Consider the following 14,070-nt stretch of genomic DNA (forward strand, 5'->3'; position numbering starts at 1 on the left):
GAAGGACACTTCCGATCCTACCGCTGGTATCGCTCCGGCCCGAGGTCGCGGACATTGATGTCCGGCACCCGGCTTGAAATGATGTCGGCCAGGACCTTGGCCGAGCCGCAGGCCATAGTCCAGCCGAGCGTGCCATGGCCGGTGTTGAGATAGAGGTTGGAGAACTCGGTGCGGCCGATCAGCGGCGGCCCGTCCGGCGTCATCGGCCGCAACCCGCACCAGAAGGTCGCCGACTTCATATCGCCGCTGCCCGGAAAAAGGTCGCCAAGCGAATGCTCGAGCGTGCGCCGCCGCGATTCATGCAGCGTCAGGTCGAAGCCGGAAATCTCCGCCGTGCCACCGACCCGGATGCGGTCGCCGAGCCTGGTGATCGCCACCTTGTAGGTCTCGTCCATCACCGTCGACACCGGTGCTGCGGCAGCATCCTTGATCGGCACAGTGATCGAATAGCCCTTGACCGGATAGACCGGGACGGGTCGTTTCAGCGTGCGCATGAACTTGGCCGAATAGCTGCCCATCGCCATCACATAGGCGTCGGCAGCCTTCCAACCATTGCTCGTATTGAGGTTGGCGATACGGTTGCGCTTCTTGACGACGCGCCGTATCTCCGTGTCGTATTCGAAGGTGACGCCACGCGCCACGCAGAGCTCGGCCAGACGGTCGGTGAACATCTTGCAGTCACCGGTTTCGTCGCCCGGCAGTCGCAGGCCTCCGACGAATTTTTCACGCACCCCTGCCAGCCCCGGCTCGGCCGCGATGCAGCCGTCGGGATCGAGAATCTCGTAGGGAACGCCGTATGTCTTCAGCACCTCGACATCGCCGGCAGTGCCGTCGAGCTGCTGTTGCGTGCGAAACAGCTGCAGCGTTCCCTTGGCGCGCTCGTCATAGGCGATGCCGGTCGCCTCGCGCAGCGCTTTCAGTGTGTCGCGGCTGTATTCGGCCAAAGGAACCATGCGCGCCTTGTTCACCGCATAGCGCTCAGCCGTGCAGTTGCGCAGCATCCTGACCAGCCATACCCACATATGCGGATCGAGGGTCGGCCGCACCACCAGCGGACCATGTTTCATCAACAGCCATTTGATCGCCTTCAGCGGGACGCCGGGACCGGCCCAGGGAGAGGCGTAGCCGGGCGAAATCTCGCCGGCATTGGCAAAGCTGGTTTCCAGCGCCGGACCCTTCTGGCGGTCGATCACCGTCACTTCATGGCCGGCCTCGGCCAGGTAATAAGCGGTGGTGACCCCGATGACGCCGCCGCCCAGCACGAAGATCTTCATCGCATAGTTCTCCAGAACGACGTCTTGTCAGGAATTTTAGGGGCGGGGCATCGTGGCCATCTGTCTGCCGGATTTTACGGCGTCCGCCAAGTGCCCAAGCATGTCGCCCAAAAGTACGCAGCGGTTTTGGGACAACGAGATGCGTAAAAAAGCCCGCGCGCTATCCATTCACATAGCGCCGGTGAAAACGGTGTCCGAGGCTGGTCAGGATTTCATAGCCGATGGTGCCGGCATGGCAGGCCGCCTGATCCGCCGTCTGCGACGGTCCGATCAGATCGACGAGGTCACCCGCCTTCAGCCTGTCGGGCGGCAGGGCCGAAATGTCGAGAACGATCGAATCCATCGATACACGGCCCAGGAACGGCAAACGCACATTTTCGAACCAGGCGGCGGAAGCCGCGCGACGATGCCAGCCATCGGCATAGCCAAGCGAGATCGTTGCGGCGACCAGCGAATCGGTCACGTGAAAAATATGGCCATAGCCGACGCCGGCTCCCCTATCGAGGCTGCGCGTCTGTATGACCTTTGCCTGAAGCCGCACCACCGGCAGCATCGGATTTTCCTCGGCTGGCGTCGGATTGATGCCGTAGAGCGCCGCACCGGGCCGGGCGAGGTCGTAGTGAAAGGCCTGCCCAAGAAAGATGCCGGAGGAATTGGCCAGCGAGGCCGGCACCGGTGGCAGCATCCTGCGCAGCCGCTCGAATTCCAGCCGCTGCTGCTCGTTGGCCGGATGCTCGGGCTCGTCGGCGCGAGCGAGATGGCTCATGACGAAGGTGGCGTTGATGCCGTCGAAAGCCCGCGGATCGGCAGTGACGGCCTCCACCTCGGCTGCCGCCATGCCGAGCCGCGACATGCCGCTGTCGACCTGGATTCCAGCCTTGAGCTTGCGGCCGGCCCGCTGCGCCGCCGAGCGCCAGGCGGCGAGTTGGCCGGCGCTGTTGATGACCACGCCCAGCTCCGCTTCGACGGCTTCGCTTTCAGCGCCCGGCTGTATGCCGTTCAGCACATAGATCGCCGGCCGTGCGCCGAGCGCCTGGCGCAGCAAGACACCTTCGGCCAGATGCGCGACGAAAAAAGTAGCGCAGCCCTCGGCCGCCAGCGCCGCCGCCACCTGGGCCCCGCCGAGCCCGTAGCCGTCGGCCTTGACGACACCCGCGCAGCCAACATCGCCTAAACGCGCCTTGAGCCGCCGATAATTTTCGCGGATGGCGCCGAGATCGACGGTCAATATGGCGCCGGCCGCCGCTTCGCTGATCGGCGCGGCTTTGACGGCGACCCTTTCAGAAAGAGATTTTTTGGAAGCGCCGTTCATGCCAACCCCGTCTGCAGCGGATTGGCCATCAATAAGGCCACCGCGCTGACGCGGCAACCGTGGTCGGGGCGAGCGCGGCTTGCGCCAAGCTACGCAACCAGATGCCGGAACGCCGCAACCACATCCTCATAGACCTGACGCTTGAATGGCACGATCAGGTCGGGCAATTCCTCCATTGGCCACCAATCCCATTTGTCGAACTCGGCGGTGTGGCCGCCCGGCGGCGGATTGATCTCAATCTCGCTCACGTCGCCGTGAAAGCGGAAGGCGAACCATTTTTGCGTCTGGCCGCGATATTTCCCCTTGAAGGCGATGCCGACCAGATGGGCCGGCAGGTCGTAATATATCCAGTTCGGCGCCTCATCCAGCAACGAAACGCTGCGCATGCCGGTTTCTTCGTAGAGTTCCCGCTGTGCCGCCTGCAGCGGCTCTTCGCCCTTGTCGATGCCGCCCTGCGGCATCTGCCAGAGCTGCGTCGTGCCGGCGAATTCGCTGTCCGGCTCGGCAATGCGATGCCCGACCCAGACCAGCCCGTCGCCGTTGAGGATCATCAGTCCGACACAGCGACGATAAGGCAGCGTCTCGGGATCGACCAGTTCTTTCTTCGCCATGCTCAACCTTTTTCCGGATCCACCGCCACTGCCGAAATCGGAACGATCTCGATGCCGCGCTTCTTGGCCTCGACCACCCAGGCCGACACGGTGTCGACCGTCAGGTCGAAGGCCGAGCCGATGCCGACGGCAAACCCTTTCGCCCGCGCGGTGGCTTCCAGTTCGTCCAGCTTCTTCAAAATGGCGCCGCGGTCCCGCACCGCGTCGATCGACGTGTCGCCGGCAACGAACGGCACGCCGTTTTTCAACGCCAGGTCGGGTGCCAGGCTACGCGCCGACGAACCGTCGTCGAAATAGGCCAGGCCGCGCCTGCCGAGCTCTGCCATCAGCGGCCCCATCGCCGCCGCATCGGCCGAAAAACGTGCGCCCATATAGTTCATGACGCCGGTGTAGTTGGTCGTCCGCGACAGTGCCCAGCGCAAATTCTTCAAATTCTCGTCCGCCGTCGCAGCGACCGTCAGCGTGTTATGGCCGGGATTGACGTTCGGATAGTCGAACGGTTCGAGCGGCACCTGCATGACGATCTCATGGCCGCTCTGCCGCGCCGCCTGCATCCAGCGGCCGACGCTGTTGCCCTGTGGCGCAAAGCCCAGCGTAACTTCGGCCGGCAGCTTGGCGATGGCCGACTGCGTGCCGGTCTGCGACACGGCAAGCCCGCCGATGACAATCGCCACGCGCGCACCGCGTGAACCGGACCACGGCCGCGCATAGACATCGAACGGCCGCCTTCCGTCGGCGGCACGAACCGGCAATGGCCCGGTTTCGCCGGCCTCGACCAGCGTCCTGTCGGGAATATGCGCGATCCTCAGGTTTTGGCCGATCGTCGAAGGGTCGCGAATGACAATGGCCGCCCTGGTCGAACCATTGCCCTCTTCGGTCTGCATGTGGATGATCTGCGGCCCGCCCGTCTTGGGCCTGCCCATCTTGGATCCGCTCGTCTTGGGTGCTGCTTCCGCCGTCAATGCCGGCTCAGTGGTCGGCGCTGCCGATTCGACCACTGCTGTCGTCTTCGGCGTCGAAATGGCGACTTCTTCCGGCTTTCGAAACGGCCTTTCGCGCAGCGCAATCGCGCCGGAGACGCCGATTACGGCCAGCACCAGGAGCGTGGCCGCGACCACACCCGCGCTGATCCTGCGGGGCGCGCGCGGCGGCCGGACGGCCTGCCCGAGTGGGCGTTCGATGTCGTTGCCGATGTCAGCCAAGCCGCATCCCCAGCCGCTGTTCCCCCGAATCAAACTGCCGAGGCCTTGCGGCCCCGGCAGCATTACATCGCTTCGATCAGGCAGCCAGACCTGTTGTCCGGCTGATCGACCTTTACTGGTTCGGCACGGCCCCCTACTGGTTCAGCACGGCCCCTACTGGTTCAGCACAGCCTTGTCCGGATTCGGCGGGAACGCCGGATCGGTCTTCTCGCCGCGCAGCAACTGCTCGGCAAAGATGAGTTGCAGGTCGTCCTTCGGCTCCGGCGGCACATAGGCTGCTGAGCCCGAACCGGTATCGCCCTCGTCGCTGCCCTTGATGTGGCCCTTGAGGTCCGACTCGCCGCGCGTCAAATCCCTGCCCTGCAGGTCCGGCGGCAACGGCTGGTCGACCTTGATGTCGGGCGTGATGCCCTTGCCCTGGATCGACTTGCCGGACGGCGTGTAATAGAGCGCCGTCGTCAGGCGCAGCGCGCCGTTCTCGCCGAGCGGGACGATGGTCTGCACCGAACCCTTGCCGAAGGACTGCGTGCCGACCACCGTGGCGCGGCGCAGATCCTGCAGCGCACCGGCGACGATTTCGGACGCACTGGCCGAGCCGCCATTGACGAGCACGACCAGCGGCTTGCCGTCGATGTCGTCGCCCGGCCGCGCGTCGAAGCGGGTGACATCCTTCGGATCGCGGCCGCGCGTCGAGACGATCTCGCCACGGGTGAGGAAGGCGTCGGACACGCTCACCGCCTGGTCGAGCAACCCGCCCGGATTGAGGCGCAGATCGAGCACGTAGCCCTTGAGCTTTTCGTCCGGCACCTGCTTCTTGATGGTGTCGATGGCGTTCTCGAGGTCGTCATGGGTCTTTTCGGTGAAGGAGGTGATCTTCATGTAGCCGATGTCGTTCTCGACCCGAAACTTGACCGCCTTGACCTTGATGATGTCGCGCACCACCGTCAGCTCGATCGGCTTGTCGGCGCCCTGGCGCAGGATAGTGAGCTTGATCGGCGTGTTGACCAGCCCGCGCATCTTCTCGACCGCGTCGTTGAGGCTCAGGCCGCGAACCTCCTCACCGTCGATCTTGGCAATATAGTCGCCGGCAAGCACGCCCGCTTTGGCGGCCGGCGTATCATCGATCGGCGTGATCACCTTGACCAGGTCGTTCTCCATGGTGACCTCGATGCCGAGGCCGCCGAACTCGCCCTTGGTCTGCACGCGCATGTCCTGCGCCTCTTCGGCGTTCATATACGAGGAGTGCGGGTCGAGCGAGGTAAGCATGCCGTTGATAGCGTTTTCGACCAGCGACTTGTCGTCGGGCGGCGTCACGTACTGCGCCCGCACCCGCTCGAAGATGTCACCGAAGATCGCCAGCTGCTTATACGTCTCGGAGCCCGCAGCGTTCGCCGTCGAGCCGGGGGCGCCATAGACCAGGCTCATCGCGGATGCGCCCATCAGCGCACCGGCAAACAGAAGCGAAAGTTTCCGCATCATCTCACGTCCTTCCAGAGAAACGGTCCGCCCACCATGGGGTCGGATCGACGGGTTTTCCATCCTTGCGGAACTCAACATAGAGCTCCGGCGTGGCATTTCCATTCTTCGATGCCGAGGTGCTCGCCACCCGGGCCTCTCCCATCGCGCCGACCGGCTCTCCTGCGAGCACCGACTGGCCAGACGCGACGCTGATTCTGCTCATCCCCGCGAGAACGACATGATAGCCGTCACCCGCGTTCAGGATCAAGAGTTGACCATAGGAGCGAAAAGGTCCCGCATAAAGCACATTTCCGTCCGCTGGCGCGGTGACGATGGCTCCCGATTGTGTCGCAACCATGTCACCGAGCATCACTGCGCCGTTACCGTCGCTGGCCCCGAACCGCCGCTTGATCTTCCCGGTGACGGGCAGCGCGATCTGCCCCTGAAGCGCCGAAAACGGTGCAGCGGCGGTGAGCCGGTTGGCTTCCGGGACCGGCAGGGCCGCCAGTTCCGTCTGTGCCGGGGCCTTCTGTGCCGGAGCCGTCTGTGCCGGGGCCTTGTCGGCGTCCGCGGCCTTCTGCTCGGCTGCCTTCGCGGCGTCCGCCGCCTTGCGGGCCTTGTCGGCCTCGAGCGAGGCGATCAGTTCCTTCAGGCTGCCGGCCTTGGCCGCCAGTGCTGCGGATCGCTGCTTTTCCGCCGCCAGTGCCGTTTGCGTCTCGGCCTCGAGCTTCTGCTTGGCTTCGAGCAGCATGCCGAGCCGCTTCTTTTCCGCCGTCTGCTCGCCGACTGCCGCCGTCAGCCGCGCCCGCTCCGCCTCGATCGAGGCGGTCACCCGCGACTGCTCCTTGAGGTCCGCCAGCAATATCTCGGTCTGCTGGCGCAGTTCCGGCACCACGGCGCCGAGCAGGATGGCGCTGCGCACCGACGACAGCGCGTCCTCCGGCTTGACCAGGATGGCCGGCGGCGGATTGAGCCCCATACGCTGCAGCGCGGCCAGCACCTCGGCCAGAACGTCGCGTCTAGCGGCCAGCGAGGCGCGGATTTTCTGCTCCTCGCCCTTCAACCCTTCCAGCTTGGCACCGATGTCCTCGATGTCCTGGCCGAGCTTCTGCTCGGTCATCGCCGACTGGATCAGCGCCGCGGTGATCGAGGCATGGTCCTTCTTGACCGTCGCCATGTCGGCAGCGAGCTTGGCCAACCGCTCCGACGACAGCGTGATCTCCTTCGACACCCGTTCGTATTCGGCACGGCTCTGGTCCGGATCAGGCGCCACGTCGAGCCTGTTCTCAGCCCGCGCGGCACAAAGCGACAGCATAAGCAGCGCCGCTGCCAAGCCGCAGCGTGCGCGCCAAAAGCCCGTTCGCGATTTCCAATCTTCAGACATTGAAGCCCGACTCTATGCGTGGCTTCGTTAACGAACCATCAACCATGTTCGAGAGCCCTGCCGACCACAAACAGCCTCGTGACGCATTGAGGCGAAAATCCGGGCGCTCACGCCAATCCACCGGTTTTGGGTTGCAACCTGCCCCTGGATTTGCGGGCAAGGACTCACGAGCGATGATAGGGATGACCCGAAAGAATAGTGACGGCCCGGTAAAGCTGCTCGCCCAACATGACACGGACCAGTTGGTGCGGCCATGTCAGCGCGCCGAACGACACCATCAGATCGGCCTGATCGCGCAGCGACTGGTCGTGACCGTCGGCACCGCCGATGGCGATGACGAGTGCCTTGCGGCCGCCATCACGCAACAGGCCGATGCGCCCGGCGAAATCCTCGGAGGAAAAGTTCTTGCCGCGCTCGTCGAGCAGCATCAGCGCGGTACCGGGCTGCAGCTGCGTCTGCAGCTTCTGGCCTTCTTCGCGGCGACGCTCGTTGGCGGTCTGGGCGCGGCCCTCCGGAATCTCGACAACCCCTGAGAATTCGAGCCCCACGGCCTGCCCGCTCTTGGCGAAGCGCTCGAAATACCTGTCGGCGAGCTGCTTCTCGGGGCCGGCTTTCATCCGGCCCACGGCGTGAACGGTGATTTTCATCCCTGCCTCGAAGAGCCGCTAATGCATGTCACCAAAAGTGGTCACCGGTTTTGGGAACGACATGCATCAATCAAATTCGGCTCAGTGGAGGGTCTCTTCCTCGAGGTCCGGCGCTTGCCACATCTTTTCGAGATTATAGAAGTCGCGGACTTCGGGACGGAAGACATGGACGATGATGTCGCCCGAATCGATCAGGACCCAGTCGGCGCCGGCCAGTCCCTCGACGCGCGCAGTGCCGAGCCCGGCATCCTTGAGCGCCTTGAGGAGATGATCGGCGACAGCCGAGACATGACGGTGCGATCGGCCGGACGCGATGACCATATAGTCACCGAGGCTCGATTTTCCCTGAATGTCGATTGAGACGATGTTTTCGGCCTTGGAGTCTTCCAGACTGGCAAGGACTGTCTTGATGGCGCGGGACACGGCGTCGTTTACGCTGATCCCGGCCGGCGAAGGCACGATGTCGGCCTTCTTCCACAGTGCTGTTCTCAGTGTATTTCCTTTCGCAGCAAGAACAACCAAATCACCCTTCAAAGCAGGTGACACCCCTTAGATAGGCAGAGTTGCGTTGCAGTTTCAAGACGGCAGCCCTGCTGTAGCCAACGAAGAACCGTTCTTCCGGTTCCGTAGTTGAAGAAAAAACGGAACTCTTGTCGCTTGGCCTGGGTTATCGGCGCATTGACCAACCGGATCCCCCTCATGCCTATCGACCCTCAGAACGCTCTCCTCACCGTGCAGTCCGGCCTTGCGCAGGTCAGCGCGCTGATCGTCTCGTACGCCTTCTCGGCCATCGGCGCCGTCATCCTGCTGGTCCTCGGCTATACCGTCGCCGGTCTTGCCCAGCGCTCGATCTATGCCGGCCTCGGCCATATCCATGGCTTCGACACGACGCTGCGCCACTTCTTCTCGAGGATCGTCCGTTACGCCATACTGATCCTCGTCGTCGTCATGGTGCTCGGCCAGTTCGGCGTCCAGACGACCTCGATCATTGCCGCCATTGGTGCCATCGGCTTGGCCATCGGCTTGGCGCTGCAGGGCACGCTGCAGAACATTGCCGCCGGCATAATGCTGCTGGCGTTGCGGCCATTCCGCATCGGCGAATATGTCGAGGTCGGCGCCATCGCCGGGACCATCGAGGAAATCGGCCTGTTCGCCACCACGTTGAGAACGGTCGACGGCGTCTACATCCTCGCCCCCAATTCGACGCTGTGGAACCAACCTGTCCGCAACTATACACGCAACGGTGCCCGACGTGGCGACATCACGCTGACCATCGGCTCCTGGAACGACATCGATTTCGCTCAAAAGACCATGCTCGGCGTCGCCGCCGCCGACCGACGCGTCAGGCGGGAGCCGGCGCCGATTGCCTTTGTAGCGACCGTCGGCGATAGCAACGTCGCCATCACCTTGCGTTACTGGACCTCGGCTGCGGATTTCTTCGCCACCCAGATCGATCTCACCAAACGAGCCAAGCAGGCTTTCGACAGCGAAGGCGTTTCTATACCCGCGCCACCACCGGAAGCGCCACGGCAGGAAGCCACCACCAGACAGTGATATGATCAATTGCCGGCGTAGGTCTACTTGTCCGCGCGACGCTGTTCTTCGGATGGGAAAGCGAGGTCTACCGGCAGCGGTGCCTGCGCCGTCATCGGCGCGAAATTGCCGGTTTCCGCGGCGGGGACAGGTGACATCGCCACCACACGCCACAGCACGAACAAGCAAAAACCAGTGGCAATGACGATGGCCACATAGATGAAAGCCTGCGTTCCATAGATGGCGGAAAGCCCGGTCACGATGCCGGGCACGATGAAGCCGGACAGCGACCACGCAAAAAGAAGCGAACTGGACAGCGCCACCAGGTCGTCCTTGCCGGCGCGGTCGGCGGCATGTGCGCTGGCCAGCGAATAGATCGATTCCGACGCGCCGGCCCAGACGACATAGATGACGACCAGCGCCGCCAGCGCACCACCATCGAAGCCGAGGGCGAACAGGCCCGCCACCATGGCAAGCGCCGAAGCGGCGACCAGCACAAATCGCCTGTCGGTGCGGTCGGAAACCCATCCGAGCGGGATCTGCAGGATCAATGTGCCGACAGGCATCGCCGACAAAAGCAGTGCCACATCTGCCTGGCTGTAGCCCTTGGCCGTGGCATGGATCGGCGCGAAGCCCGAAATCGTCATCGACAGGCCGCCGACGGCAAGCATGCCGGCGACGCCCACCGGCGAAATCCGCCAGGCCCGGCCAAGCGCGACCGACGCCGCCTGCGGCGGCGGTGGCTGGGCGAGCCGCGTCAGCCCAACGGGGAGGATCGACAGCGCGGTGAAGGCGATGCCGATCAAGGGCGCGTCCGCAGCCCTTATATCGATCAGCGCCAGTGTCGAATAGCCGACGCCGAGCCCGGCGACATAGGCGACGTAGAAGAAGGCCATGACCCTGCCGCGTATGGCGTTGGCGACGACGTCGTTCAGCCAGCTTTGCGCGACGATGAACAGGCCGCATATGGCAAAGCCATAGAGCGCGCGTGCCGCGATCCACGACAGCGGGTGCGGCCCGGCCCCGACGGCGGCGTTCGACAGCACGATCAGCGCCGACAGCACCATGAACGCGCGAGCATGGCCGACGCGCCGCACCAGCGGACCGGTCAAGATGCAGCCTGCCAGGCCGCCGGCCGAAAGGCCGGTGACGATCAGCCCGGCCCAGGTCGGATCGAAGCCCTCGGCGCCGAGCCGGACCGGAATATAGGCGAACATCAGTCCGTTGCCGACCGCAACCAGCGCCATCGACAGGACGACGCTGGCAATGGCGATCGCCGGGGCTGGGGGGCTGCCCTGCGCCGGGTCGCGTTTGGTCTGGTCTCGCTCGAGAATCGCCATGCCCGCGCAGGATCGCCTACGGATCGGCGAAAAGCAGCCGCAAATGCGACATGGCCGGACTTGCCTTCTCTCCTTCTTGCGGGAGAACGCAGTGCGTGCAGGCTCAGTCCTGCCCCATTTTGCGGATCGCAGTCGACGACAGCGACGAGCGCGGGCCGTGAATGAAGGTCCAGGCCGGCGCCTTCATGCGGGCGAGCCGCGGCGCGTCACCCTCGTCGACACGCGCGTAATCGAAGGTCTTGGCGATGACCGACGACAGGAACGACAGCGTCGCGCCAGGGCGGTCGACAACCGCGATCGGAAACGTCATTACGATCTGGCGCCAGCGCTGCCAGCGGTGGAAATCGCGAAGCGAATCGGCGCCCATGATCCAGACGAAGTCGACGCCCGGGTTGCGCGCCTTGACCAGGGCCAGCGTGTCGGCGGTGAAGCGGACATAATGGGTCGCTTCGAAGGCGGTGACCTTGACCTTCGGGTTCCGGGCGATCTGCTCGGACAGGCGCAGCCGCTCGGCCAGCGGCGCCAATTCCCGCGCGCTCTTGAGCGGATTGCCCGGCGTCACCATCCACCACAGCTGATCGAGCGCCAGACGTCTGAGCGCGATCTCGGCGACCAGTGCATGGCCGGCATGGGCAGGATTGAACGAGCCGCCGAACAGCCCGACGGCCAGGCCCTTTTCGGCATGCGGCATCTTCAGATAGTGGGAGGGAACGAGCTCCTTACCCTCCCCCGTGTGGGGAGGGTCGATCCGCGAAGCGGAGCGGGGTGGGGGTGTTGCAGTGTTCAGCGTCGTACCCCCACCCGGCTCGCAATGCTCGCCACCCTCCCCACAACGGGGAGGGTAAGATCAGTGCTCAAGGCCTCACCTGTCCGGTCCCGCGCACGCGGTATTTGAACGAGGTCAGTTGCTCGACACCGACCGGGCCGCGCGCGTGCATCTTGCCGGTGGCGATGCCGATCTCGGCGCCCATGCCGAATTCGCCGCCATCGGCGAATTGCGTCGAGGCGTTGTGTAGAAGGATCGCCGAATCGATCTCGTTGAAGAACCGTTCGACGGCGCTCGCATCCTCGGCGATGATCGCCTCGGTATGATGCGAGGAGAACGTCTCGATATGCTCGATCGCGCCGACAACGCCGTCGACCAGTTTTACCGCGATGATAGCATCGAGATATTCGGTCACCCAGTCGGCGTCGCTCGCCGGTTTGGCGTCAGCAAAAACTTTCAGCACCTCGGCGTCGGCATGGATTTCGCACCCTGCCGCGCGCAACGCGTCGAGGATAGGCACCAGATGGGTGGAGGCGACGGCGCGGTCGACCAGCAGTGTTTCGGCAGCGCCGCAGACGCCGGTGCGCCGCATCTTGGCGTTGACCGCGATCCTGACCGCCATGTCGAGCTTGGCCGAGCGGTCGATATAGAGATGGCAGATGCCTTCGAGATGGGCAAAGACCGGCACCCGCGCCTCGTTCTGCACGCGCTCGACCAGGCTGCGGCCGCCGCGCGGAATGATCACGTCGAGCGCACCGCCAAGGCCCCTCAGCATCTCGCCGACTGCGGCGCGGTCAGCGGTCGGCACCAGTTGGATGGCATCCTCCGGCAGCTTGGCCGCCTTCAGCCCTTCGACCAGGCAGGCATGGATAGCGGCCGAGGAGTTGAGCGAGTCCGAGCCGCCGCGCAGGATCACCGGATTGCCGGCCTTGAGGCACAGCGCGCCGGCATCGGCCGTCACGTTCGGCCGGCTCTCGTAGATAACGCCGACCACGCCGAGCGGCGTGCGCACGCGCTCGATATGCAGGCCGTTCGGCCGGTCCCATTCGGCAATGACATCGCCGACCGGATCGCGCAATTCGGCGATTTCGCGGATCCCGGCGGCCATGGTGCGAATACGAGCCGGATCGAGCTTCAGCCGGTCCATCAACGCCGCCGACAGCCCGGACTCCCCGCCATTCCTGATATCGATGGCATTGGCATCGAGAATGTCGCGCTCGCGGAGAAGGATCGCCTGCGCCATGGCGATCAAAGCGGCGTGCTTGCGCTCGGCTGTGGCGACGGCCAGCGGTCGGGCGGCGGCCCGCGCGCGGCGGCCGATATCGCCCATCAGCGCGGCAGTGTCGTCCCGGGATTTTTCATGCATCTTCAGCATGGCTCATCCTCCGCTGGTTACTTGGTCACCGGCCCATACTTGGTCTGCGGGATGGCTCACCACAAGATCGTCGCGGTGGATCATCGCCGATCGCGCCTCGTAGCCGAGCACCGTTTCGATCTCGGCCGTCTTCAACCCTGCGATCCTTACGGCATCGGCGGCATCGTAGGCAACCAGTCCGCGCGCGATCTCGCGGCCTTCGGGCGACAGGATCGCCACCGTGTCGCCGCGCGAGAAATTGCCGCTGACCAGTTTGACGCCGGCCGGCAACAGCGACTTGCCCGACAGCAGCGCACCGATGGCGCCGGCATCGACGGTCAGCCGGCCAGCCGGTTCGAGCTGCCCGGCGATCCACGTCTTGTAGCCTTTGACCGGATTGGCGCTTGGCCGGAAGAACGTCGCCCGCTCGCCACGCTCGATCGCCAGCAGCGACGACAACCGCGTACCTGATGTGATGATCATGGCGGTGCCGGCGGCGGTGGCAATCTTGCCGGCGTCGAGCTTGGTGCGCATGCCGCCGCGCGAAAGCTCAGAAGCGGCCGCACCTGCCATTGCCTCGATCTCGGGGGTGATGCGGTCAACGACCGGAATGAACCGGGCTTGCGGGTCGCGCGCCGGCGGCGCGGTGTAGAGCCCGTCAATGTCGGAGAGCAGCACCAAGAGATCGGCGCCCATCATGGTGGCGACGCGCGCCGCCAGCCGGTCATTGTCGCCATAGCGGATTTCGGAGGTCGCCACCGTGTCGTTCTCGTTGATGACCGGCACCGCCTTCATCTTCAGCAGCGTCGAGATCGTCGCCCGCGCGTTGAGGTAGCGGCGCCGCTCTTCAGTGTCGCCGAGCGTCAGGAGGATCTGGCCCGATTTCAGGCCGCCCTTGCCGAGCGCATCCGACCAGGCGCCGGCTAGCGCGATCTGCCCGACGGCCGCCGCCGCCTGGCTCTCCTCGAGCTTCAGTGCCCGCTTGCCGAGGCCTAAAATGGTGCGGCCAAGCGCGATGGCGCCGGACGACACGACGAGGATCTCGGCGCCACCTTTGGCCAGCACGGCGATGTCGTCAGCAAGCGAGGCCAGCCAGTCGCGCTTCAGGCCCGTCGTGCGGTCGACAAGCAGCGCCGAGCCGATCTTGACGGTAATACGCCGGTATTTTCTCAGCGACTGCGCGGCCATC

Annotated in this window: 13 protein-coding genes; 1 reads left to right on the forward strand and 12 read right to left on the reverse strand. The window is 64.6% G+C overall.

Annotated elements, in window-relative coordinates; genetic code table 11:
- Positions 1-17: 17 nt before the first annotated feature.
- The 8 genes from ACWUKX_RS11205 to rsfS all read right to left on the reverse strand — a co-directional run bounded on the left by ACWUKX_RS11205 (position 18) and on the right by rsfS (position 8,347).
- A complete protein-coding gene (locus ACWUKX_RS11205; protein WP_135934320.1) occupies positions 18-1,274 on the reverse strand; it encodes a D-amino acid dehydrogenase in 1,257 nt (418 codons plus the stop codon).
- A 160-nt stretch (positions 1,275-1,434) separates the two neighbouring features.
- Positions 1,435-2,586 carry an alanine racemase gene (gene alr / locus ACWUKX_RS11210; RefSeq protein ID WP_456006660.1) on the reverse strand — a complete coding sequence of 384 codons (1,152 nt, stop codon included), beginning with the start codon at positions 2,584-2,586 and terminating at the stop codon, positions 1,435-1,437.
- A gap of 89 nt (positions 2,587-2,675) precedes the next feature.
- The gene (locus tag ACWUKX_RS11215; RefSeq protein WP_456006663.1) at positions 2,676-3,197 is read right to left on the reverse strand and encodes an RNA pyrophosphohydrolase; all 522 of its coding nucleotides are present in this window, start codon (positions 3,195-3,197) and stop codon (positions 2,676-2,678) included.
- 2 nt (positions 3,198-3,199) lie between these two features.
- Positions 3,200-4,399, reverse strand: a complete 1,200-nt coding sequence (locus ACWUKX_RS11220; RefSeq protein WP_456006665.1) for a divergent polysaccharide deacetylase family protein — start codon at positions 4,397-4,399, stop codon at positions 3,200-3,202.
- Between the two features lie 153 nt (positions 4,400-4,552).
- Complete coding sequence (locus ACWUKX_RS11225; protein WP_029348996.1) at positions 4,553-5,878, reverse strand: S41 family peptidase; 1,326 nt, start codon at positions 5,876-5,878, stop codon at positions 4,553-4,555.
- Between the two features lies 1 nt (position 5,879).
- Positions 5,880-7,241 carry a murein hydrolase activator EnvC family protein gene (locus ACWUKX_RS11230; protein WP_456006668.1) on the reverse strand — a complete coding sequence of 454 codons (1,362 nt, stop codon included), beginning with the start codon at positions 7,239-7,241 and terminating at the stop codon, positions 5,880-5,882.
- 164 nt (positions 7,242-7,405) lie between these two features.
- Complete coding sequence (gene rlmH / locus ACWUKX_RS11235) at positions 7,406-7,888, reverse strand: 23S rRNA (pseudouridine(1915)-N(3))-methyltransferase RlmH (protein ID WP_127210509.1); 483 nt, start codon at positions 7,886-7,888, stop codon at positions 7,406-7,408.
- A gap of 81 nt (positions 7,889-7,969) precedes the next feature.
- Positions 7,970-8,347 (reverse strand): ribosome silencing factor, encoded by a 378-nt coding sequence (gene rsfS, locus ACWUKX_RS11240; RefSeq protein ID WP_023800052.1) that lies wholly within the window; start codon positions 8,345-8,347, stop codon positions 7,970-7,972.
- Positions 8,348-8,587: 240 nt separating this feature from the next.
- Between rsfS and ACWUKX_RS11245 the strand changes: the two genes are divergently transcribed.
- The gene (locus tag ACWUKX_RS11245; RefSeq protein ID WP_287113893.1) at positions 8,588-9,442 is read left to right on the forward strand and encodes a mechanosensitive ion channel family protein; all 855 of its coding nucleotides are present in this window, start codon (positions 8,588-8,590) and stop codon (positions 9,440-9,442) included.
- Positions 9,443-9,465: 23 nt separating this feature from the next.
- Here ACWUKX_RS11245 and ACWUKX_RS11250 read toward each other — a convergent pair whose 3' ends face one another.
- The 4 genes from ACWUKX_RS11250 to proB all read right to left on the reverse strand — a co-directional run bounded on the left by ACWUKX_RS11250 (position 9,466) and on the right by proB (position 14,069).
- A complete protein-coding gene (locus ACWUKX_RS11250) occupies positions 9,466-10,761 on the reverse strand; it encodes an MFS transporter (protein WP_456006670.1) in 1,296 nt (431 codons plus the stop codon).
- Between the two features lie 103 nt (positions 10,762-10,864).
- Positions 10,865-11,452 (reverse strand): nicotinate-nucleotide adenylyltransferase, encoded by a 588-nt coding sequence (locus tag ACWUKX_RS11255; RefSeq protein WP_456006672.1) that lies wholly within the window; start codon positions 11,450-11,452, stop codon positions 10,865-10,867.
- 163 nt (positions 11,453-11,615) lie between these two features.
- Complete coding sequence (locus tag ACWUKX_RS11260; protein WP_456006675.1) at positions 11,616-12,902, reverse strand: glutamate-5-semialdehyde dehydrogenase; 1,287 nt, start codon at positions 12,900-12,902, stop codon at positions 11,616-11,618.
- A gap of 3 nt (positions 12,903-12,905) precedes the next feature.
- Positions 12,906-14,069 carry a glutamate 5-kinase gene (gene proB / locus ACWUKX_RS11265; RefSeq protein WP_455850314.1) on the reverse strand — a complete coding sequence of 388 codons (1,164 nt, stop codon included), beginning with the start codon at positions 14,067-14,069 and terminating at the stop codon, positions 12,906-12,908.
- Position 14,070 lies beyond the last annotated feature (1 nt).

The organism is Mesorhizobium sp. f-mel (assembly GCF_053850215.1).